Here is a 22,382-nt window from a genome sequence, read left to right as displayed (position 1 = left end):
CCTAACTTAAAATTACTATTATGAATTTACTACTAATTCCGATTGATTTCTAAAGACCAATTTATCGTCAAAAGCATCTAAAAGAATAATACTATCAGTGGTAACTTTTCCTGATAAAATTTCTTTAGATAGTTTATTTAAAACGTCTTTCTGAATAACTCTTTTTACCGGTCTTGCTCCATATTCTGGCTGGTAACCTTTTAAAGCCAAATAATTGATAGCTTCATCCGTAGCGTCTAAAACAATGTTTTGCTTTGCAACTGTTCGTTTTACACTGTTTAACTGTATCTCTACAATATTTCGGATATGATCAGAGGTAAGCGGTGTAAACATAACGATATCATCAATTCTATTTAAAAATTCTGGTCTTACACTTTGTTTTAGTAATCCTACAACTTCATCTTTTGCTAATTCCATTGCAGAATGAATTTCACCTTTCATTGTTTCAAATTTTTCCTGAATAATATGACTACCCATGTTTGATGTCATTATTATAATGGCATTTTTGAAATCTGCGATACGACCTTTATTATCTGTTAATCTGCCTTCGTCCAAAACTTGTAATAGAATATTGAAAGTATCAGGGTGCGCTTTTTCAATTTCATCTAAAAGAATAACTGAATAGGGTTTTCTTCTTACTGCTTCAGTCAATTGTCCACCTTCGTCATATCCAACATAACCTGGAGGAGCACCAACCAATCTACTTACTGAATGACGCTCTTGGTATTCACTCATATCGATTCTAGTCATTGCATTTTCGTCATCAAACAAGTAATCTGCTAATGCTTTAGCTAGTTCAGTTTTACCAACTCCAGTTGTCCCAAGAAAAAGAAATGATCCAACAGGTTTGTTTGGGTTTTGTAGACCAGCTCTTGATCTTCTAACAGCGTCAGAAACAGCTTCAATAGCTTCTTCTTGACCTACCACTCTTTTATGTAATTCGTCTTCAAGTTTTAATAATTTTTCTCGTTCAGATTGAATCATTTTAGTCACAGGAATTCCTGTCCATTTCGCTACAACTTCAGCAATGTTATCATAAGTAACTTCTTCTTTAATTAAAGCATTACCTTCCTGCTCAGCTAATACCTTTTGTTGTTGTTCTAATTCCTCTTGAAGCTCCTTTATTATTCCATATCGTAATTCAGCAACTCTACCGTAATCACCGTTACGTTCCGCTTTTTCTGCCTCAAGTTTTGATTCTTCAATTGAAGTTTTTAGAGATTGAATGCTATCAACAACTGATTTTTCGGATTGCCATTTAGCATTGATTTCATTTCGCTCTTCTTTTAAATTGGCCAAATCTGCATTTAGTATTTTTAATTTGGCGTCATCATTTTCACGTTTTATAGCTTCAATTTCAATTTCCAGTTGCATTATTTTACGATCAAGAATGTCTAATTCTTCTGGTTTAGAATTAATTTCCATGCGTAATTTTGCAGCAGCTTCATCCATTAAGTCAATCGCTTTATCTGGCAAAAAACGACTTGTTATATATCTTTGAGACAATTCTACAGCACTAATAATTGCTTCGTCTTTAATGCGAACTTTGTGATGTGTTTCATATTTTTCTTTGATTCCTCTTAAGATTGAAATAGCACTTTCAGTATCTGGCTCATCAACTACCACTTTTTGAAATCTACGTTCTAAGGCTTTATCTTTTTCGAAATATTTCTGATATTCATCTAACGTGGTTGCACCAATGGCTCTTAATTCTCCACGTGCTAAAGCCGGTTTTAAAATATTAGCAGCATCCATTGCTCCTTGTCCACCTCCAGCACCAACTAAAGTGTGAATTTCATCAATGAATAAAACAATATCACCTTCTGATGATGTTACTTCTTTAATAACCGATTTTAATCGTTCTTCAAATTCTCCTTTAAATTTTGCTCCTGCTATTAATGCTCCCATATCTAAAGAAAAGATTAATTTATTTTTCAAATTTTCTGGAACATCCCCACGAATAATTCGGTGGGCTAAGCCTTCAGCAATTGCAGTTTTACCAGTTCCTGGCTCTCCAACCAAAATTGGGTTGTTTTTTGTTCTGCGTGATAAAATTTGAAGTAGTCTTCTGATTTCTTCATCTCTTCCGATTACAGGATCGAGTTTTCCATCTTGTGCTAATTGATTTAGATTTTTAGCATATTTATTTAAAGAATTGTAAGATTCTTCTGCAGTTTGTGATGTAACTCTGTTTCCTTTGCGTAACGCTTCGATAGCTGCTTTTAAACCTTTTTCACTTACACCTTGATCTCTTAAAAACTGAGCAATTTGACTTTTAGATTTAACAATAGCTAATATTAAATGCTCAATTGAAACATACTCATCATTCATCTTTTTAGCAATGATTGATGCTTCATTTAATGTTTTTCCTGCTTCTTGTGAAAGTAAAATATTTGCTCCACTGACTTTAGAAAAACTATTTAATTGTTGATCTAATACATTTTGAACCAACCCAACATTAAGATTAAGTTTTTTCAACATGAAAGGAAGCACATTTTCGTCAACTTGAAACATTGCTTTAAAAATGTGTTCATTCTCTATTTGATTATGATTGAACTCTTGAGCTATCTGTTGTGATAACTGAATAGTTTCTTGTGATTTTATAGTATAATTATTGAAATTCATTTTTATTTTTTCATTACTTTGTACAAAACCAATACCAATGGAGTTTTTGTTGGTTTTTAAGACAGTTTGTCTTTTTTTAGCGGGTTTTATGTGACTTTTTGACGGTTTTAACAGAGATTAGTTCAAATAACGTTAGTTAATTAAAAATAAAATAGAATGGGATTATTGGGAAATATATTTAATAAATCAGAAAAGAACCAAAACAGAGAAAAGCAAGAAGCGAAAACCAATATTAATTGGATACCATTAACTTCTGTTTCTCAGTTTACAGAAATAAGAGAAAAATCGAAATTGAAAATGGTTGGAATATTCAAACACTCTACGAGATGTATAATTAGTAGAACAGTTTTGAAAAGTTTTGATCAAGATTTTCCTAAAAGTGTTTCTGATAAAATAGACATGTACTATTTAGATCTTTTAAATTTTAGAGATGTCTCAAACGAAATAGGATACGAGTTTCAAGTAATGCATCAATCCCCACAATTGTTATTAATTCATAAAGGAGTAACTACTTTGCATGCTTCACATTACGATATTACTCAGATAAATCTTGAAAAAATTGTCAAATAAGACTGGGGTTTTAGCAAATAGGTTGTATTTTTGAAACTTAAAAAAAATACCTTTGAGTACTACAGAAACTAAAAATAAAGTGGGTAAAAGTCTTTACGATTACCAGAAAGAGGCACTGTTTAAAATATTTAAAAGTTTCGAAAACGCCCCTGAAAATTATCATTTACTTTACCAATTGCCAACTGGTGGGGGAAAAACGGTAATTTTCTCAGAGATTACTCGTCAATATTTAAAGCATTACAAGAAAAAAGTGCTGATTATGACTCACCGTATTGAGTTATGTAAGCAAACGGCAAGAATGTTAGGAGAGTTTGATGTCGAGAATAAAATCATCGATAGTAAGGCAAGTTTAGACGATCAGGATGAATTTGATTGCTTTGTTGCAATGGTTGAAACCTTAAATAACAGATTAAATGATGATATTCTAGATATTTCAGATGTAGGTTTGGTCATTATAGATGAGGCGCATTATAATTCTTTTACGAAATTATTTAAATTCTTTAATAAGTCTTTCATCTTAGGTGTTACGGCAACACCTTTGAGTTCAAATATTAAAATGCCAATGAAGGATAACTACGATGAGTTAATCGTAGGAGAAAGCATTGCAGCATTGATTAATAATGAATATTTAGCCAAAGCAAATGTTTATTCCTACAACGTTGGTTTAACCTCTCTTGAGGTTGGCGCTAACGGAGATTATACAGTTAAATCTTCAGAAGATTTATATACAAATACAAATATGCTTTCTAAGCTTTTACAAGCTTATGAAGAAAGAGCGAAAGGAACTAAGACGCTAATATTTAATAATGGTATAAATACATCTTTATATGTTTATGATACTTTTAAGCGAGCTGGATATCCGATTGCACATTTAGATAATACAAATACGAAGAAAGAGCGTGATGCTATATTAAAATGGTTTAATCAAACCCCAAATGCAATTATTACTTCTGTAAGTATCCTAACAACTGGATTTGATGAACCTTCTGTTCAATCTATTATTTTGAACAGAGCAACAAAATCGTTAACGTTATATTATCAAATGATTGGTCGTGGTTCTAGAATTATACCTGGAAAATCTACGTTTAATGTAATTGATTTAGGTAACAATTTCCACAGATTTGGACCATGGGGTGCTGATTTAGATTGGCAAAAAATGTTTAGAGCTCCTAACTTTTATTTAGATAATTTATTGACTGATGAAGATATTGAGAGTAGCTTTAGATATGAGCTACCTGAAGCCGTTAGAGAGGAGTTTGCAAATACTAAAGATGAAGATTTATATTTTGATGTTAAAAGGGTCTATGTAGATACAATTCAATCAGGACAAAGTTCAAAGAAAGTGTTAGAAAAATCTATTGAGCATCATGCAAGAATGTGTGTTCAAAATAGTGAAGATGTATTTGATGCTTTGTTACTAGCCAAAAAGTTAGGAGGAGATATAGATGATAGAATTCATAGATACTCGAAATGTATTTGTAAATCTACTCACAATTTTATTGACTGGTTACAAGATGATTACAGAAAGAAACTAAATTCATATTTAAGAGCTAATTTTGATGAAGTTTATGAGGATATTTTTGGTCATCCACCACCAGAAGAATAAGGTATAAAAAAGTTAAACAATAAAAAAATCCATTTCAAGCGAAATGGATTTTTTCTATTATAATGATTATCGAATTAAAGTGGTTTTGAAGGTAATACTTTTCCAGAACATTCACCGAAACCGATTTTTACATCATCGTTTTTAGCAAAACCTCTCATAATAACAGTGTCGTTATCATTAATAAATTTGCGTTCACTACCGTCATTCATTTTAATAGGATTTTGTCCTCTCCAAGTTAATTCTAACATGGATCCAAAACTATCTTGTGTAGGCCCAGAAATGGTTCCACTTCCCATCATATCACCAGCTTCTACAGGACAACCATTAACGGTATGATGAGCCAGTTGTTGCGCCATCGTCCAGTACATATATTTAAAGTTTGAATTACAAACAACAGTTTCCTCATTATTTTCAGGTTGAATGGCCATTTGTAAATTTATATCAAAACTATGCTTACCTTCATGCTGTAAATAAGGTAAAGGAGTTGGTTCTTGCTTTGGATTATCTACCCTAAAAGGTTCTAAAGCATCTAAAGTTACTATCCAAGGAGAAATTGTTGAAGCAAAATTCTTTCCTAAGAAAGGACCTAAAGGTTGGTATTCCCAGGCTTGAATATCTCTTGCTGACCAGTCGTTAAATAAAACTAAACCAAAAATATAGTCTTCTGCTTCAGTTACAGAAATGCGATCTCCTAAATCATTAGAAACCGTTGTGATGAATGCCATTTCTAATTCAAAGTCTAATAGCTTAGAAGGTCCAAAACCTGGAGCTCCGCCTTCTTCTGTTGGTCTTGATTGTCCGATAGGTCTGTGAATAGGTGTACCTGAAGGAATGATTGAAGAGCTTCTTCCGTGATATCCAATAGGAATATGTAACCAATTTGGCATTAAGGCATTTTTCGGATCTCTAAAAAGACTTCCTACATTAGTAGCATGTTCCTTACTTGCATAAAAATCAGTATAATCTCCAACTTGTACAGGTAAAAGCATTTCAACTTCGTCCATTCTGAAAATAATCTTGTCTTTGTGCTCAGCGTGATCCCTTAATTTTCCATTTTTAACATCAAATATTTCAGCAATTCTATTTCTTACTAAACGCCATGTCTTTCTTCCATCTGCTATGAAATCATTTAAAGTATCTTGTAAAAAAATGTCGTCGGTTAAAGGAATTCCTTCGAAATATCCTAATTGATGTAATGCACCTAAATCAATGGCATAGTCACCGATACGAGTACCGATAGTGATAATATCATCACGAGTTAAAAAAACTCCAAAAGGTATATTTTGAATTGGAAAATCTGAATTTTCATCAACTTTCAGCCACGATTTTCTATTCGGATTATTAGCTGTTATTTCCATTTGTATTTTTAGTTAATTGTTTCATCAAACCTACATATTTTTTCAATTCACCACAAACTTTAGAGTATAAAAAAGAAGATATTCTCTCTTTTTTTTATGATAACAAATATGCGCTTCATTATTAGCGCAATTCAAAGTGAAATACTACTTTTGCGCCAAATTAATGTAGCATTATGCAACCGATAAGAAATATAGCAATTATTGCGCACGTAGATCATGGTAAAACTACCTTGGTAGATAAGATTATTGATCAAGCGAAAATTTTAGATGAGCGTAAGGAACGTACAGATTTACTATTAGATAATAACGATCTAGAAAGAGAAAGAGGAATTACGATCTTATCTAAGAATGTATCTGTTAATTATAAAGGTGTTAAGATTAACGTAATCGATACTCCAGGTCACGCTGACTTTGGTGGAGAAGTAGAGCGTGTATTAAAAATGGCAGATGGTGTTTTATTATTGGTTGATGCCTTTGAAGGTCCCATGCCACAAACTCGTTTTGTTTTAGGGAAAGCCTTGGAATTAGGTTTAACTCCGATTGTAGTAGTAAACAAAGTAGATAAAGAAAACTGTACTCCAGATTTAGTTCACGAGAAGGTTTTTGATTTAATGTTTGCACTAGATGCTACAGAAGAGCAATTAGAATATAAAACTATTTATGGTTCTGCTAAGAATGGCTGGATGAGTGAAGACTGGCAAGAACAGACAGATAGTATTGTACCATTGTTAGATGCTGTGATAGAAACCATTCCAGAAGCTCCTTATAGAGAAGGATCTCCACAGATGCAAATTACTTCATTAGATTATTCATCTTTTAAAGGAAGAATTGCTATTGGGAGAGTGTATCGTGGGGATTTAGAGAAGAATAAAGAGTACATGCTTTGTAAAGCAGATGGTTCTACAAAAAAAGTAAGAATTAAAGAATTACACGTATTTGAAGGAATGGGTAAGGCAGAAACTGACAAAGTAAGAAGTGGAGATATTTGTGCTGTTACTGGTATTGACGATTTCGAGATTGGTGACACTATTGCAGATTTAGAAAACCCAGAAGCATTAGGTAGAATTGAAGTGGATAAACCTACAATGAGTATGTTATTTACGATTAATAATTCTCCATTTTATGGAAAAGAAGGGAAATATGTAACTTCTCGTCATTTACGTGATCGATTATACAAAGAAACTGAGAAAAATTTGGCCTTAAGAATAGAAGATACAGATACTGAGGATAAGTTTAATGTATTCGGTCGTGGAATTCTTCACTTATCAGTTTTAATTGAAACAATGAGAAGAGAAGGTTATGAGTTACAAGTTGGTCGTCCACAAGTTATAATCAAGGAGGTTGATGGTGTGAAGTGTGAGCCTTATGAAACATTGGTAATTGATGTACCAGAGGAACTAGCGTCTAAGGCAATTAACTTGGTTACAATGCGTAAAGGAGATTTGTTGGTAATGGAACCAAAAGGCGATTTACAACACTTAGAGTTTGATATTCCTTCTCGTGGATTAATAGGTTTAAGAAATAAATTATTAACAGCAACTCAGGGAGAAGCTATTATTAACCATAGATTAAGAGGTTATGATAATTATAAAGGAGAGTTTAGCGACTTAGTAAATGGAGCTATAGTTTCTTCAGAGACTGGAAAGGCAACCGCTTATGCAATTGATCGTTTACAAGATAGAGGTAAATTTTTTATTGACCCGAACCAAGAGATTTACAAAGGCCAAGTTGTTGGAGAGAATGCAAAACAAGATGATTTAGCTGTAAATTTAATAAAAGGAAAGAAATTGACGAATGTTCGTGCCTCTGGTTCTGACGATGGTGTTAAAATAGCACCAAAGATTAATATGTCATTAGAAGAGTGCATGGAATACATCAAAGACGATGAATATTTGGAAGTTACTCCTGAGAGCTTAAGAATGAGAAAAATTAGCTTTAGATAACCAGACTCTTAATAAAATGTTAAAGAACATCCAATAAGGATGTTTTTTTGTGAAAAGATGTTAATTGTTTAACTAAAACAAGAATAAGTTAAACAAAAATAATATATTTGACTTATCATGATTCATTATTCATGATACTTTTTGGCCAAATCATTTATTGTTAATCAAACTATGAAAATCATAAAAATTTTTACTAACCTTAAAGCAATCAAGTAATGTTATTTAAATCAATCAAAAAATTATTTTTCTTAGGATTATTCTTAGGTTTCGGTTTCCTTACTTCTTGTGACGACGATGATACTAATGTTATTGAAGATAATATTGTAGATATCGCTTCATCAGATAGTAATTTTTCAATCTTAGTACAAGCACTGCAGAAAGCTGATTTAGTTTCAGCACTCCAGGAGGACGGTGCTTTAACTGTGTTCGCCCCAACAAATGACGCTTTTCTAGCTCTATTAGACAAAAAAGCTGCATGGACTTCTTTAGATGATATCCCAGTAGAGACATTGCGTAGCGTATTATTGTATCATGTCTTACCAGTTTATGCTCCTTCTCAAAATTTAAGTGATAACCAAGTTGTTTCAACTTTAAATGGAGCAAATATCACTATTGACTTATCAAGTGGCGTTAAAATTGAAAGTACTTCTGGTCAATCGGTTTCAGTAACACAAACAGATATATTAGCTAAAAATGGAGTTATTCATGTTATTGATGAAGTTCTATTGCCAACTGAATTACCACAGGATATTACTGATTTAGCAATCGCTACTCCAGATTTAAGTATTTTGGTACAGGCATTACAAAGAGCAAATTTAGTAGGTGCTTTACAGGCTGAAGGTCCATACACAGTATTTGCTCCAACCAATACAGCCTTCCAAGCATTATTGGATTCTAATCCAGATTGGAATTCTTTAGAGGATATTCCAGTGGATGTGCTAACGAATGTCTTGTTATTTCATGTGATTAATGGAAATGTAACTTCTGATATGTTATCAGATACTTATGTAAACACTCTTGCGACAGGTCCAAACAGTGAACCATTATCGTTACAGATAGAAGTAACTGGTGGGATTGAATTTAATGGAGATGCAAACCCTATTTCAGGATCTATTGATATAGCTGCTTCAAATGGAACAATTCATTTAATAGATAAAGTTATGTTACCACCAAACGTGGTTACATTAGCGTTAAACAATTCTGGATTTACTTCATTAGTTGCTGCTCTAACAGATTCAAGACATACAACGGATTTTGTTTCAATTTTAAGCGGAGAGGGACCATTTACAATTTTCGCTCCAACAAATTCGGCATTTCAAGCTCTATTAGATTCTAATGACTCATGGAACAGTTTAGCAGATATTCCGATTGCTACTTTAGATGCAGTTTTAAAGTATCATGTAGTGAATGGTGCAAACGTTCAAGCAGATCAATTAACAAACGGAGACGTAACAACCTTAGGAGGAACAATCACAATAGATTTAACTTCTGGAGCACAGATAAAAACATCAAGCATGCAAACAGTTAATATTTTAGTGGGTGCTGCTACCAATGATGTTCAAGGTACTAATGGTGTTATCCATGCAGTAGATGCGGTGTTATTACCATAGTTATTTAAACATTTGTTATTAGTATTAACCACTCGAAAGAGTGGTTTTTTTATGTTCCTTATTAATGTAGTTTATAGCGTCTTTTTATTAGATTTGATTTTTTTTAATGTAATTCACAAATGATACTATCAAAAAGTATAGGTTTAATCTTAGCGCCTTTAGTATTTTCATTTTTTATTTTTTTTCCTTTTACTATTATTTCAGAAGCTGCCGATGCAGTTATTGCGGTTGCAATTTGGATGATTATTTGGTGGATAACAGAGGCTGTTCATATTGCGGTGACTTCACTTTTACCATTAATTCTTTTTCCCCTTTTAAAGGTTATGTCAATAGGAGAGGTAGGAGCGAATTATGGGAGTCCAATTATATTTTTATTCTTCGGAGGTTTTATTTTAGCTTTAGCATTGGAGAAAGTTAATTTACACAAACGAGTTGCATTAAGTATTGTAAAACTGACAGGCACAACACCGAATAAGGTTATTTTAGGATTCATGATTGCCACTGCTTTTATGAGTATGTGGATTAGCAATACTGCAAGTACCGTAGTTATGTTACCTATAGCATTATCAGTAGTTAAATTATTAATTAAAGATGCAAACGGATTTACAAAGAAAGATCGAAACTTCGCCTTAAACATCATGTTAGGAATTGCGTTTTCTGCAAATGCAGGAGGAATTGCTACAGTTATTGGAACTCCGCCAAATTCTGTTTTAATTGGATTATTAGAAAATGAATATAATATCCAGATTTCATTTATGAAATGGATGATAATGGGATTACCATTTTCTATATCAATGATTTGGTTTTCTTACGTCATATTAACAAAATTGATTTTTCCTTGTAATACAATTAATTTTTCTCAAACTGAAAATGTTATTATTGACGAATTGAAAAAGTTAGGTGAAATTTCAAAAGAAGAAAAACGAGTTTTACTAGTCTTTGGAATTACTGTTTTTTTATGGATTACAAGAACACTAATTAATGAAATCTTTCCAGGATTAAAGTTATCGGATACTATTATTAGTTTAGTAGGAGCAATATCATTATTTGTGATTCCTATGAATGTGAAAACAGGAAACTTCGTTCTAGAATGGAAGGATACCGAGAAATTAGCTTGGGGAATCTTAATTTTATTTGGAGGAGGATTATCTCTGGCCAAAGGAATGGCTTCAAGTGGTGTGGTAGATGTAATTACAGATTTGATTCAAAATAGTGGATTTAATCCATTTATAGTAATTAGTTTACTAATAGTTTTAATGTTATTCATGACAGAATTAATGAGTAATGTTGCGTTAGTTGCAGTTTTAGCACCAGTGATTGCAGGAATTGCAATTGGTTTTGGTGTACCGTTATTGTATGTTTTAATTCCCGTAACAATGGCTTCAAGTTGTGCATTTATGTTACCCATGGCTACACCACCAAATGCTATTGTATTTGCGAGTGGATATATTAAAGTGAAACAAATGGTAAGAGCAGGAGTTTTATTAAATATCATTGCTGTATTACTGTTAATTTTATACTACAAATTCATCATTCCATTAATATTCTAAATATCTTTGCGCCATGATAAATTTAGAACAGTTTTTTAAAGAGTTAAATAGTAGTATTACAGATGATAATTTTGTCAAAATTACATTGAGTAAACCAATTAGTAAGAGTTTTGGTTTACCAAATGTTTATGTACGTTTAGTTCTTATTAAAAATGAACAACAACTTCAATTTACGTATAGATACAATACCAATGATCAAACAAAGAACTTTAGTTTAGAAGATGGAATTGAAGAGATTTCTATTTTACTAGATGAAAAGTTTCGAGCGGTTACATTGTTTACTTTAGAAAATGATGTAATGGTTATGATCTCGAAAAAGAAGAAAGTATCTATTAGAAAAGCAGCTCCAAGTTTTAAAAACAAATTACCAGAAGTTCATGATAAGCCAAAAACCAAAAGAATATTACTTGAAAGCAAGTATTTACAATATTTAGGTATCACGGATAAAAACCATAAAATAATTCCGAAAATGGCGGATAAGTACCGTCAAATCAATAAATATCTTGAAATTATTGAGAATTTATTAGTTTCGGTGAATACAAATAAACAATTACACATTGTAGATATGGGATCTGGTAAAGGTTATTTAACTTTTGCTTTGTATGACTATTTAATTAACATTAGAAATTATAATGTTTCTATTACAGGTATAGAATTACGTGACTATTTAGTTGAATTCTGTAATGATGTTGCTCAAAAATGTGAATTCACCAAACTAAATTTTGTCGAGCAAAGAATTCAAGAATACGACAACAATAAAATTGATATTTTAATTGCTTTACATGCATGTGATACAGCAACAGATGATGCCATTTATAAAGGTTTAATGGCAAATGCAGAGTTAATAGTTTGTGCTCCATGCTGTCATAAACAAGTTCGTCAACAAGTAAAGGGAATAGAGCAGGAGAGTCCGTTATTAAAATATGGCATTTTCAAGGAGCGCCAGTTCGAAATGGTTACGGATACCATTAGAGCTTTACTTTTAGAAAAACATCAATACAACACTAAAGTATTTGAATTTATTAGTAGTGAACATACACATAAGAATGTGATGTTAGTTGGAAGTAAGTCGAGCAAGAAAAAAGATACCGAATCAATTGATAAAAAGATTGAAGATTTAAAAGCGTTATATCATATTAAGAGTCATTATCTGGAGACATTGCTTTAAGAATATCCTTATCAATATCTTTTTCAAATCTCCATATGGCAACTTTTTGTATTCTTAACATTCTTTCAGATAATTCTCGGTTGTAAGTATTTCGAGAAGGTTGAAAACCTATCCAATTAGGAAAGTATTTCTTCGCTAATTTATAGATACTCCTATCAAATTTTTCTGATCTTAAGTAGCCGTGCTCATTATTGTTTGGTCCAACTACCAAACTTGTTCGATAAGAAATAGCAAATTTGAATCCAGAGACAAGAGGAAATTTTGTTTCTAGTAAACCTTCATCGTCCCAGTAAAAACTTAATGACCATCCATCAATTTCCATTTTTGGATTTTCAATATCTGAATAGGTTGGTAAACAATTTTTATAACGGAAAAAAATGAACCAAATCTTGATATATAAATATAAATTTATAAGCATAGCTATTTATTGATAATTATCATTTTTAATTCTAATGATAGCTAAATCGTCTGTTACTAAATGATTCCATTGTTCTCTTAAAACTTTAATTTTTCTATCTAGAAAATTATCAAATTCAGCATATTGATTATCTACTAACAAATATTTGATAATATCATTTTCAGGTTTCTGTTTGGATTTATTTTCTAGATTTTTAAACGTAAAAATTCCGTCTGTACAGATGGATAAATCCTTAAAGTTTGAAACCGTTAATTTTTGATTTTGATTATTGAACCAATTCTCAAAATCATCAGCGAGATGATATCCAAGATAGTCTGGTTTATCATTCTGCTCATATTCAATAAATTCACCATCCTTACAAATTAACCCATCTCCAACTGTTAAAAATTCTGCTTTGGATTCTTTTGTTTCGATAATTCCGATTATTAAGGTTGATAGTAATTCATTAGTTTCAAGTCCAAGTTGATTTTTAAGTGTTTTAATTTCATCAATCAATGTTTTTACTACCTCTTTAAGTTTACTTTTAAGTTGTAAAGAATTATCCTTTACAAATTCTTCGTAGAACTTCTTCTTTGCAATATTTCGTAAAACTTTTCCAAACAGAATCGAAGCAAAAACTGATTCTGTCCCCATAGTACAACCGTCAAGTACGGCTATTAATATTTGGTTTGCACCAATTTGTTCATGTATTAAGAAGTCTTCGCAATGATTTGTATGGAATTCTCCAATGTGTAGTGTTTTATATACCTTCATTCAGTTTACAAAGGTAAATAAACACTTTACAAATCAATCTCTTTTAAAGCATTGATATTGTTTCTTTCTAAAAAGGCATCAATAGTTTCAAAGTGTTCAATTACTCGTTTATCTTTAAATTCAAATACTTTTTCAGATAAACCTTGTAAAAAGTCACGATCGTGCGATACTAAAATCAAAGTCCCATCAAAATTCAAAAGCGCTTCTTTAATAACATCTTTAGATTTTAAATCTAAGTGATTCGTTGGCTCATCTAATATTAAAAGATTCACAGGTTCTAGCAGTAATTTAACCATTGCTAAACGAGTTTTCTCACCTCCAGAAAGCACTTTTACTTTTTTTTCAAGATCATCTCCACTGAACATAAAACGACCTAAAATATTCTTTATTTGAATTCGAATATCGCCTTCTGCAACCTCATCAACAGTTTGAAAAATAGTTAATTCTGGATCTAATAACGAAGCTTGATTTTGAGCAAAATATCCAACTTTTGCATTGTGACCTAAACCGCATTCTCCTTTAAAATCAATTTCACCCATAATGGCTTTTATCATAGTAGATTTTCCTTCACCATTTCGTCCAACAAAAGAAACTTTCTCTCCACGAGCAATAGAGAAACTAGCGTCTTTAAATACAGTAAGATCTCCATATGTTTTAGTCAATTCATTCACTTTTACAGGATAATCTCCAGATCTTGGAGAAGGAGGAAAGCGAAGTTTTAAAGCAGAATTATCTACTTCATCAATTTCAACTGGAACTAATTTTTCAAGCATTCGTTCTCTAGAAGCAACTTGATTTGTTTTTGAATAAGTTCCTTTAAATCGTTCAATAAATGCTTTGGTATCTGCAATAAATTTTTGCTGTTCTTGATATGCTTTTAATTGATGAACTCTTCTTTCTTTTCGTAATTCTAAGTAATGAGAATAATTCGCTTTATAATCGTGAATTGTTCCCATAGTTACTTCAATAGTTCTATTGGTGATATTGTCAATGAATGCTTTGTCGTGAGAAATAACAACAACAGCTTTTGCCTTGTTTAATAGGAAGTTTTCTAACCAAATTACAGATTCAATATCAACGTGGTTTGTTGGCTCATCTAATAAAATTAAATCAGGCTTTTGAAGTAAAATTTTCGCCAATTCAATTCTCATTCGCCACCCTCCACTAAATTCAGAAGTAGCTCTTTCAAAATCTTCTTGCTTAAAACCTAAACCTTTTAATGCTTTTTCAACCTCAGCTTCATAATTAACTTCCTCTAAAGCATAATATTTCTCTCCTAAATCAGAAACACGTTCAATAATTTTCATGTACGCGTCAGATTCATAATCTGTTCTTGTTTCTAATTGTTTATTTAAATCATCCATTTCAGCTTTCATATCAAAAATAGCTTGAAATGCCTTTGAAGCTTCTTCTTTAACCGTACAATTATCTTCAATCAATAAATGTTGAGGAAGATATGCGATAACTGTATCTTTTGGACAACGAACACCACCTTTAGTAGGAGAGTTTAGTCCAGCAATAATCTTCATCATTGTTGATTTTCCTGCTCCGTTTTTACCCATTAATGCAATTTTATCATTTTCATTAATTACAAATGAAACATCACTAAATAAGGCTTTACCATTAAATTCAACGGTTAATTGATCTACAGATATCATAATTCATGATTTAATGGCGCGAAAATAGTAATTTATGTTCTTAGAGCTAAATCTTACCTTGTGTCTTTTATTGTCATTGCGATTGAAACGCAGTTTAAAGAAGCAATCTTTTTATTGATTAGTAGAGATCACTTCACTTAGTACACTCCGTTCGTAATGACTTTTTTATCCAAATCATAAATAACAAAAATCAAAAATGAAATCATTTCTTGTTAAAAAAAAATATTTTAAAGAAATAGTTGCATATTAAAATAAATATCATGTAAATTTGCGATTGTAAAACTATTACAATGACATTTATTCAATTACATCATCATCATCATCATATTTGCACTCAAGCGAATTGATAATGATATGTACGTAATTAACAACATAAAATTTAAAATCCGTTTGAGTAAATCAAACGGATTTTTTAATTCTACACAGTTCAGAATTAGATTCCTAAGGTTTGCTCAAACAACAACACAAATACTAAAATGGGTAAACTAAGATTAGCAGTTCAAAAATCAGGAAGACTTAACGAAGATTCTTTAAAACTTTTAAAAGCCATTGGAATTTCAATTGATAATGGGAAAGATCAATTAAAAGCTTCAGCTCGTAATTTTCCATTAGAAGTTTTCTTTCTAAGAAATGGTGATATTCCTCAATACTTAAGAGACGGAGTAGTGGATATTGCAATCATCGGCGAAAACTTAATCATTGAAAAAGGAAATAATATTGAAGTAGTAGAGAAATTAGGATTTTCTAAATGTCGAGTTTCTATTGCCGTTCCTAAAACTTCTGAAGCCAAGAGTTTAGGAGATTTAGCTGGCAAAAAGATTGCAACTTCTTATCCAAAAACAGTTGAAAAATTCTTAGCAAAAGCAGGAGTTGAAGCAAATTTACACATCATTAATGGTTCTGTTGAAATTGCTCCAAATATTGGTTTGGCTGACGCAGTTTGTGATATTGTTTCTAGTGGAAGTACGTTATTCAAAAACAATTTAAAGGAAATTGAAGTTTTAGTGAAATCAGAAGCTGTTTTAGTAAAATCTCCACAGATTACTGCTGAAAATCAAGCTGTATTAGATAAAATACAGTTCCGTTTACAATCTGTTTTAGCAGCAAGAATGAATAAATACGTATTGCTAAACGCACCAAATAATAAAGTAGACGATATCATAAATATTCTTCCAGGGATTAAAAGTCCAACTATTTTACCTTTAGCTCAAGAAGGTTGGAGTTCTGTGCACTCAGTTATTAACAAAAACGATTTTTGGGATATAATAGATGAACTTCGTGCAGTAGGTGCAGAAGGAATTTTAGTTTGTCCAATTGAAAATATGATTCAGTAAAAATTATAACGTCATTACGAAAGGATAATGAGTGAAGGAATCTAATTTTTGAGATCGAGATTGCTTCTTTTCAATCGAAATGACAAAAAATGAATATTAGAATGAAAGTTTATACAAATCCGGACAAAAGTACTTGGAATGAGCTTTGTAAAAGAGCTCAGTTTGATAAATCTGAACTTAATGATATTGTAACGGCTATTCTAGAGAACGTTCAGAAAAATAAGGATCAAGCTTTATATGAATATGCCGAGAAGTTTGATAATACAAAGTTATCTAGCTTAGAAGTTTCTCAGGGAGAAATTGAAGCGGCAAAAAATGAAGTTTCAGAAGAATTGAAGCAGGCTATTGAACAAGCTAAAAATAATATTGAAGTTTTTCACAATTCTCAAAAAGAGACTCCAAAAGTAATTGAAACTACTAAAGGTGTTCAATGTTGGAGAAAATCTGTAGGAATTGAAAAAGTTGGTTTATATATTCCAGGAGGAACAGCGCCATTATTTTCAACAATTTTAATGCTAGCTGTACCAGCGAAAGTTGCTGGTTGTAAAGAAATTGTATTGTGTACACCTCCAAATAAGGAAGGAAAGGTTGATCCTGTAATTTTATATACAGCAAATCTTGTTGGAGTAACCAAAATATTTAAAGTTGGTGGAGCACAAGCCGTTGGAGCTATGACGTTTGGTACAGAAACTATTCCACAAGTTTATAAAATATTCGGACCAGGAAATCAATTTGTGACTAAAGCAAAAGAATTGGTTCAGGAATATGGAGTTGCGATTGATATGCCAGCTGGACCAAGTGAAGTTTTAGTGATTGCAGATGAAACTTCAAACCCAGGTTTTGTGGCTTCTGATTTATTATCACAAGCTGAACACGGAACAGATAGTCAGGTGATTTTAGTTTCAAATAATAAAGCAAGTATTGGAGAAATTGAAAATCAATTGGAAAGACAGTTAAATGAATTACCGAGAAAAGAGATTGCTGAGAAAGCGCTTCAGAACAGCAGGACAATTTACTTTGATTCTATTGAAGAAGGAATTGATTTTAGTAATGAGTATGCTCCTGAACACTTAATTATTGCTTCAGAAAGCGCAGATAATTTTATTGAAAAAATTACCAATGCTGGTTCTGTTTTCTTAGGGAATTATAGTTGTGAAAGTGCAGGAGATTATGCTTCAGGAACAAATCACACGTTGCCAACTTATGGTTATGCGAAGAACTACAGTGGTGTTTCTTTAGATAGTTTTGTGAAGAAAATTACCTTCCAGAAATTATCAAAAGAAGGAATTAAAAATATTGGAAATACTATTGAGTTAATGGCTGAAGCTGAAGGATTACAAGCCCACAAAAATGCAGTTACATTACGTTTAAAAAGTTTAACAGATGTTTAGTTTAGAAAAAATAGTTAGGAAAAATATATGGAATTTAACTCCGTATTCTTCTGCGAGAGATGAATTTAAAGGAACCGCAGATGTTTTTTTAGATGCAAATGAAAACCCTTACGGAAACTTAAATCGTTATCCAGATCCGCAACAAAGTAAAATCAAGGAGAAGTTAGCAAAGATTAAAAATGTTAATACAGATCAGATCTTTATTGGAAATGGAAGTGATGAAGTTATTGATATAGCATTTCGTATTTTTTGTGAACCTGGAGTTGATAAAGCTTTAACGTTTTCTCCAACTTATGGAATGTACGATGTTTCGGCAGACATTAATAATATTGAGTTAATAAAGCAGCCATTAATTAATGATTTTCAGATTAATTTAAATCAATTACAGCCTTATTTAGACGATCCGTTGGTGAAGATGATATTTATATGTTCTCCAAATAATCCAACAGGAAATACGATTAATGAGGAAGATATTGAATATATATTATCTAATTTCGATGGTATTGTAATTATAGATGAAGCGTATATTGATTTCAGTTCTAAGAAATCATTTACAGAAAAAATTAACGATTATCCTAATTTAATAGTGAGTCAAACCTTCAGTAAAGCTTGGGGATTAGCTGGTGTTAGAGTAGGAGCAGCATATACAAACGAAGCGATTTTAGATTTGTACAACAGGGTTAAACCTCCTTATAATGTAAGTGTTTTAAATCAAGATGCTGTTTTAGAATCATTAAATAATGCATCAGACGTAAAGAAAAATATTGATATTATTTTAGAAGAAAGATGTAGGTTGAAGCAACGTTTGGCAAGCATTAAAAAAGTAAATAAGATATATCCTTCTGATGCTAACTTTTTATTGGTAAATGTAGACGATGCGAATAAAACCTATAATTATTTAATTAATGAAAAAGTTATTATTAGAAATCGAAATAAAGTAATTAATAATTGTATTAGAATTACTGTTGGAACTCCAGAAGAAAACGAACAACTAATCAACGCGCTAAAGGCATTATAATGAAGAAAAAAGTATTATTTATAGATAGAGATGGAACTTTAGTAATAGAACCACCTATAGATTATCAGTTAGATAGTTTAGAAAAGTTAGAATTTTATCCGAAAGTATTTCAATACATGGCTAAAATTGCTGAAGAATTAGATTTTGAATTGGTTATGGTTACCAATCAAGACGGTTTAGGAACCGATTCTTTTCCAGAAGATACATTTTGGCCTGCTCAAAATAAAGTTATTGATGCTTTTGCTAAAGAAGGGGTTATTTTTTCTGAGGTGCTTATAGATAGAACGTTTGCTGCGGAAAATGCACCAACTCGTAAGCCAAGAACAGGTTTGTTAACACAATATTTTTCTGAAGATTATGATCTTGAGAATTCTTTCGTTCTAGGGGATCGTATTACAGATATGGAATTAGCTAAGAATTTAGGAGCAAAAGGAATTTACTTGTCAGAAAATCCTGAATTAGGAGCTGATGAAATAGAATCATCTAAACAAGAAATAATCGATTGTATCGCTTTAACAAGCACAGATTGGAAAAAGATTTATGAGTTTTTAAAGTTAGAAGATCGTGTTGCTGAAATTACTAGAAACACTAATGAAACTAAGATTTATATCAAATTAAATTTAGATGGTTCAGGTAAAAACGATATTAGTACTGGATTAAAATTCTTTGATCACATGTTAGACCAAATTGGTCGTCATGGAGCAATGGATTTAACAATTAAAGTTGATGGTGATTTAGAAGTTGATGAACACCACACTATTGAAGATACAATGATTGCTTTAGGTGAAGTCTTTTATCAAGCAGTTGGAAATAAATTAGGTATCGAACGATATGGATTCTGTTTACCGATGGATGATTGTTTAGCACAAGTTGCCGTTGATTTTGGTGGTAGAAACTGGTTAGAATGGGATGCCGAATTTAAGAGAGAGAAAATTGGAGATATGCCTACAGAAATGTTTTTTCACTTATTCAAATCATTTACAGATGGAGCAAAATGTAACTTAAATGTTAAAGCAGAAGGTGTGAACGAACACCACAAAATAGAAGGAATATTTAAAGCATTCGCTAAAGCTATAAAAATGGCTGTAAAACGTGATGCTAATAAAATGTTTTTACCATCAACTAAAGGAGTACTTTAGTAAAACGAAAAGAAATGAAATTAGTCATTATAGATTACGGAGCTGGGAACATAAAAAGTATTCAATTTGCCTTTAAAAGATTAGGTGTTGATGCTGTTTTAACCAATAACGTAGAAGAAATTCAAAATGCTGATAAGGTGATTTTTCCCGGTGTGGGAGAAGCAAGTTCAGCAATGAATAAATTAAGAGAAAGTGGTCTGGATAAAGTTATTCCAACATTAAAGCAGCCTGTTTTAGGTATTTGTTTGGGTATGCAATTAATGTGTACTTCATCAGAAGAGGGAAATACCGAAGGATTAGGAATTTTTGATGTAGAAATTAAACGTTTCTCTAATGAGTTGAAAGTTCCTCAAATGGGTTGGAATACAATTTCAAATTTAAAGTCAGATTTATTCAAAGGAATAAAAGACGAGGAATACATGTATTTAGTTCACAGTTATTATGCTGAAGATTGTAAATATGCAATAGCAGCTACCGATTATGGAATAAAATATGCTACAGCTTTACATAAAGATAATTTTTATGGAACTCAGTTTCATCCAGAAAAAAGTGGTGTTGAAGGGGAAAAAATTCTGAAGAATTTTTTAGAACTTTAGATTAAAGTATTAAGAAAATAGCTGTGAATAATTATGAAAATTTAAAAATTTGGGAAAAAGCAATGAATTTGGTTGAAGAAGTCTATTCCGTAATCAAATTAATGCCTGAAGAAGAGAAATACGGATTAGTATCACAAATTAAAAGATGTAGTATTTCTATTCCTTCTAATATAGCTGAAGGAGCAGGAAGAAATTCAAAAAAGGAGTTCAAGCATTTTTTGAGTATCGCAAATGGTTCTACATGTGAACTTGAAACGCAGATATTATTATCTGCAAGACTAAAATTTATTAAAAATGAACAAGTAAAAAATATTTTGAACTTATGTAATGAAGTCAAAAAAATGAACTTTTCACTTCAAAGAAGCTTATAACTTAATACTTTTTACTATATACTTAAAACAAACAAAATGAGAATAATACCTGCTATTGACATTATTGAAGGAAAATGTGTTCGTTTAACTAAAGGGGATTACAACACAAAGAAAATTTACAACGAAAACCCGTTAGAGGTTGCTAAACAATTTGAAGATGCTGGTATTGAGTATTTACATGTAGTTGATTTAGATGGAGCTAAGTCTAAACATATTGTAAATCATAAGGTGTTGGAGCAAATTGCTTCGAAAACCAATTTAAAAATAGATTTTGGTGGTGGTTTAAAATCTGATGAAGACGCTAAAATCGCATTTGAAAGTGGAGCAAATCAAATTACTGGCGGAAGTATAGCTGTGAAAAATCCAGATATTTTTATTAATTGGTTGAAAAATTATGGTTCTGAGAGAATCATTTTAGGAGCGGATTCTAAAAACAGGAAAGTTGCCACGCACGGTTGGATGCAAACTTCGGTAGTTGACGTTGTTGAATTTATTATTGATTATGAGGAGATCGGTGTAGAGTATGTAATTTGTACAGATGTTGCAAAAGACGGAATGCTGGAAGGAACTTCAAATGATTTGTACAAGGAAATTTTGGAATCAACAAAAGTAAAGTTAATAGCAAGTGGTGGAGTCTCTAATTTAGACGATTTATTTAAAGTTCAAGAATTAGGGTGTGAGGGTGTTATTGTTGGTAAAGCTATTTATGAGAATAAAATTAGTTTAAAAGAATTAGAGCAATTTATTATTAAACAATAATAATGAATATTGAAGTATTAGAAGAATTTAAGAATCAAATCATTTACAGATTGGATGAAAGTACTCGAATGAATACTAAATCATTGAGTCTAATTACAGAAGATGATGTTTGGAAAAGAATCAATAATTCTTCGAATAGTATAGGAAACTTAATACTTCATTTATGTGGTAATATAACTCAGTACGCAATTGCTTCATTAGGAAACACTGATGATTTAAGAAATAGAGATCTAGAGTTTTCTATGGATAAGGGTTTTTTAAAATCTGAACTATTAGAAAAACTGAACACGACTCTTGAACAATCAAAAAAGATTATTAACAAAACTACTCTTGAAGAATATCTTAGAAAACGAGAAGTTCAAGGGTTTACCTTTTCAGGTATTGGAATTGTAATTCACGTAACTGAACATTATTCGTATCACACAGGACAAATTGCTTTTTGGGTAAAGCAATTAAAGAATAAAGATTTAGGTTTTTTCGATGGAGTAGATTTAACAACAAAAAATAAAGATTAA

Annotated in this window: 19 protein-coding genes; 14 read left to right on the top strand and 5 right to left on the bottom strand. The window is 31.4% G+C overall.

What is annotated here, in order from left to right; genetic code table 11:
- Positions 1 to 18: 18 nt before the first annotated feature.
- Positions 19 to 2,625 carry an ATP-dependent chaperone ClpB gene (gene clpB / locus BTO06_RS07710; protein WP_100924745.1) on the bottom strand — a complete coding sequence of 869 codons (2,607 nt, stop codon included), beginning with the start codon at positions 2,623 to 2,625 and terminating at the stop codon, positions 19 to 21.
- A 156-nt stretch (positions 2,626 to 2,781) separates the two neighbouring features.
- Here clpB and ytxJ point away from each other — a divergent pair, with 156 nt between their 5' ends.
- The gene (gene ytxJ / locus BTO06_RS07705; protein WP_100924744.1) at positions 2,782 to 3,195 is read left to right on the top strand and encodes a bacillithiol system redox-active protein YtxJ; all 414 of its coding nucleotides are present in this window, start codon (positions 2,782 to 2,784) and stop codon (positions 3,193 to 3,195) included.
- A gap of 52 nt (positions 3,196 to 3,247) precedes the next feature.
- The gene (locus tag BTO06_RS07700) at positions 3,248 to 4,801 is read left to right on the top strand and encodes a DEAD/DEAH box helicase (RefSeq protein WP_100924743.1); all 1,554 of its coding nucleotides are present in this window, start codon (positions 3,248 to 3,250) and stop codon (positions 4,799 to 4,801) included.
- A gap of 74 nt (positions 4,802 to 4,875) precedes the next feature.
- Here the strand turns inward: BTO06_RS07700 and fahA are convergent, their stop codons facing one another.
- On the bottom strand, positions 4,876 to 6,159 hold the full coding sequence (fahA, locus tag BTO06_RS07695) for a fumarylacetoacetase (protein WP_100924742.1): 1,284 nt from the start codon (positions 6,157 to 6,159) through the stop codon (positions 4,876 to 4,878).
- 173 nt (positions 6,160 to 6,332) lie between these two features.
- Here fahA and typA point away from each other — a divergent pair, with 173 nt between their 5' ends.
- The 4 genes from typA (at position 6,333) to BTO06_RS07675 (ending at position 12,430) form a co-directional block, all read left to right on the top strand.
- Positions 6,333 to 8,102, top strand: a complete 1,770-nt coding sequence (typA, locus tag BTO06_RS07690; RefSeq protein WP_100924741.1) for a translational GTPase TypA — start codon at positions 6,333 to 6,335, stop codon at positions 8,100 to 8,102.
- A 215-nt stretch (positions 8,103 to 8,317) separates the two neighbouring features.
- Complete coding sequence (locus BTO06_RS07685) at positions 8,318 to 9,712, top strand: fasciclin domain-containing protein (protein ID WP_157811768.1); 1,395 nt, start codon at positions 8,318 to 8,320, stop codon at positions 9,710 to 9,712.
- 119 nt (positions 9,713 to 9,831) lie between these two features.
- A complete protein-coding gene (locus BTO06_RS07680; RefSeq protein WP_100924740.1) occupies positions 9,832 to 11,262 on the top strand; it encodes an SLC13 family permease in 1,431 nt (476 codons plus the stop codon).
- A 13-nt stretch (positions 11,263 to 11,275) separates the two neighbouring features.
- Positions 11,276 to 12,430, top strand: coding sequence for a class I SAM-dependent methyltransferase (locus tag BTO06_RS07675; RefSeq protein WP_100924739.1), 1,155 nt, complete (start codon positions 11,276 to 11,278; stop codon positions 12,428 to 12,430).
- On the opposite strand, the gene BTO06_RS07670 is transcribed toward BTO06_RS07675, so the two are convergent.
- From BTO06_RS07670 to BTO06_RS07660, 3 genes are read right to left on the bottom strand one after another with little or no spacing between them, the layout of a single operon-like run.
- Positions 12,399 to 12,848, bottom strand: coding sequence for a hypothetical protein (locus BTO06_RS07670; protein WP_100924738.1), 450 nt, complete (start codon positions 12,846 to 12,848; stop codon positions 12,399 to 12,401). The two genes, BTO06_RS07675 and BTO06_RS07670, sit on opposite strands and share 32 nt — an antisense overlap.
- Positions 12,849 to 12,854: 6 nt before the next feature.
- Positions 12,855 to 13,601: a protein phosphatase 2C domain-containing protein gene (locus BTO06_RS07665; RefSeq protein ID WP_100924737.1), complete on the bottom strand. Its 747-nt coding sequence runs from the start codon at positions 13,599 to 13,601 to the stop codon at positions 12,855 to 12,857.
- Between the two features lie 26 nt (positions 13,602 to 13,627).
- The gene (locus BTO06_RS07660; RefSeq protein ID WP_100924736.1) at positions 13,628 to 15,259 is read right to left on the bottom strand and encodes an ABC-F family ATP-binding cassette domain-containing protein; all 1,632 of its coding nucleotides are present in this window, start codon (positions 15,257 to 15,259) and stop codon (positions 13,628 to 13,630) included.
- 476 nt (positions 15,260 to 15,735) lie between these two features.
- Between BTO06_RS07660 and hisG the strand changes: the two genes are divergently transcribed.
- The 8 genes from hisG to BTO06_RS07620 all read left to right on the top strand — a co-directional run bounded on the left by hisG (position 15,736) and on the right by BTO06_RS07620 (position 22,382).
- Positions 15,736 to 16,593 carry an ATP phosphoribosyltransferase gene (gene hisG, locus BTO06_RS07655; protein ID WP_100924735.1) on the top strand — a complete coding sequence of 286 codons (858 nt, stop codon included), beginning with the start codon at positions 15,736 to 15,738 and terminating at the stop codon, positions 16,591 to 16,593.
- A gap of 101 nt (positions 16,594 to 16,694) precedes the next feature.
- Complete coding sequence (gene hisD, locus BTO06_RS07650; RefSeq protein ID WP_100926744.1) at positions 16,695 to 17,984, top strand: histidinol dehydrogenase; 1,290 nt, start codon at positions 16,695 to 16,697, stop codon at positions 17,982 to 17,984.
- On the top strand, positions 17,977 to 19,002 hold the full coding sequence (gene hisC, locus BTO06_RS07645) for a histidinol-phosphate transaminase (RefSeq protein ID WP_100924734.1): 1,026 nt from the start codon (positions 17,977 to 17,979) through the stop codon (positions 19,000 to 19,002). The genes hisD and hisC overlap by 8 nt, the downstream gene beginning before the upstream one ends.
- The gene (hisB, locus tag BTO06_RS07640) at positions 19,002 to 20,141 is read left to right on the top strand and encodes a bifunctional histidinol-phosphatase/imidazoleglycerol-phosphate dehydratase HisB (protein WP_100924733.1); all 1,140 of its coding nucleotides are present in this window, start codon (positions 19,002 to 19,004) and stop codon (positions 20,139 to 20,141) included. Before hisC ends, hisB begins: the two co-directional genes overlap by 1 nt.
- Positions 20,142 to 20,155: 14 nt before the next feature.
- Entirely contained in the window at positions 20,156 to 20,737 is a 582-nt protein-coding gene (hisH, locus tag BTO06_RS07635) for an imidazole glycerol phosphate synthase subunit HisH (RefSeq protein ID WP_100924732.1), read from the top strand.
- Positions 20,738 to 20,760: 23 nt separating this feature from the next.
- The gene (locus BTO06_RS07630; protein ID WP_100924731.1) at positions 20,761 to 21,108 is read left to right on the top strand and encodes a four helix bundle protein; all 348 of its coding nucleotides are present in this window, start codon (positions 20,761 to 20,763) and stop codon (positions 21,106 to 21,108) included.
- A gap of 36 nt (positions 21,109 to 21,144) precedes the next feature.
- Positions 21,145 to 21,867, top strand: a complete 723-nt coding sequence (gene hisA / locus BTO06_RS07625; RefSeq protein WP_100924730.1) for a 1-(5-phosphoribosyl)-5-[(5-phosphoribosylamino)methylideneamino]imidazole-4-carboxamide isomerase — start codon at positions 21,145 to 21,147, stop codon at positions 21,865 to 21,867.
- Positions 21,868 to 21,869: 2 nt separating this feature from the next.
- The gene (locus BTO06_RS07620; protein ID WP_100924729.1) at positions 21,870 to 22,382 is read left to right on the top strand and encodes a DinB family protein; all 513 of its coding nucleotides are present in this window, start codon (positions 21,870 to 21,872) and stop codon (positions 22,380 to 22,382) included.

The organism is Tenacibaculum sp. SZ-18, assembly GCF_002813915.1.
In the GTDB taxonomy this organism is placed as follows: domain Bacteria; phylum Bacteroidota; class Bacteroidia; order Flavobacteriales; family Flavobacteriaceae; genus Polaribacter.
This window is presented reverse-complemented; position numbering and strand designations above follow the sequence as displayed.

Excerpts from the sequence above, each read along its gene's own strand:
- ytxJ (WP_100924744.1), top strand. The coding sequence starts at position 2,782 with ATGGGATTATTGGGAAATATATTTAATAAATCAGAAAAGAACCAAAAC.
- fahA (WP_100924742.1), bottom strand. The coding sequence starts at position 6,159 with ATGGAAATAACAGCTAATAATCCGAATAGAAAATCGTGGCTGAAAGTT.
- hisC (WP_100924734.1), top strand. The coding sequence starts at position 17,977 with ATGTTTAGTTTAGAAAAAATAGTTAGGAAAAATATATGGAATTTAACT.
- BTO06_RS07660 (WP_100924736.1), bottom strand. The coding sequence starts at position 15,259 with ATGATATCTGTAGATCAATTAACCGTTGAATTTAATGGTAAAGCCTTA.
- hisD (WP_100926744.1), top strand. The coding sequence starts at position 16,695 with ATGAAAGTTTATACAAATCCGGACAAAAGTACTTGGAATGAGCTTTGT.
- typA (WP_100924741.1), top strand. The coding sequence starts at position 6,333 with ATGCAACCGATAAGAAATATAGCAATTATTGCGCACGTAGATCATGGT.
- hisB (WP_100924733.1), top strand. The coding sequence starts at position 19,002 with ATGAAGAAAAAAGTATTATTTATAGATAGAGATGGAACTTTAGTAATA.
- hisA (WP_100924730.1), top strand. The coding sequence starts at position 21,145 with ATGAGAATAATACCTGCTATTGACATTATTGAAGGAAAATGTGTTCGT.
- hisG (WP_100924735.1), top strand. The coding sequence starts at position 15,736 with ATGGGTAAACTAAGATTAGCAGTTCAAAAATCAGGAAGACTTAACGAA.
- BTO06_RS07685 (WP_157811768.1), top strand. The coding sequence starts at position 8,318 with ATGTTATTTAAATCAATCAAAAAATTATTTTTCTTAGGATTATTCTTA.
- BTO06_RS07675 (WP_100924739.1), top strand. The coding sequence starts at position 11,276 with ATGATAAATTTAGAACAGTTTTTTAAAGAGTTAAATAGTAGTATTACA.
- BTO06_RS07680 (WP_100924740.1), top strand. The coding sequence starts at position 9,832 with ATGATACTATCAAAAAGTATAGGTTTAATCTTAGCGCCTTTAGTATTT.
- BTO06_RS07670 (WP_100924738.1), bottom strand. The coding sequence starts at position 12,848 with ATGCTTATAAATTTATATTTATATATCAAGATTTGGTTCATTTTTTTC.
- BTO06_RS07665 (WP_100924737.1), bottom strand. The coding sequence starts at position 13,601 with ATGAAGGTATATAAAACACTACACATTGGAGAATTCCATACAAATCAT.
- hisH (WP_100924732.1), top strand. The coding sequence starts at position 20,156 with ATGAAATTAGTCATTATAGATTACGGAGCTGGGAACATAAAAAGTATT.
- BTO06_RS07620 (WP_100924729.1), top strand. The coding sequence starts at position 21,870 with ATGAATATTGAAGTATTAGAAGAATTTAAGAATCAAATCATTTACAGA.
- clpB (WP_100924745.1), bottom strand. The coding sequence starts at position 2,625 with ATGAATTTCAATAATTATACTATAAAATCACAAGAAACTATTCAGTTA.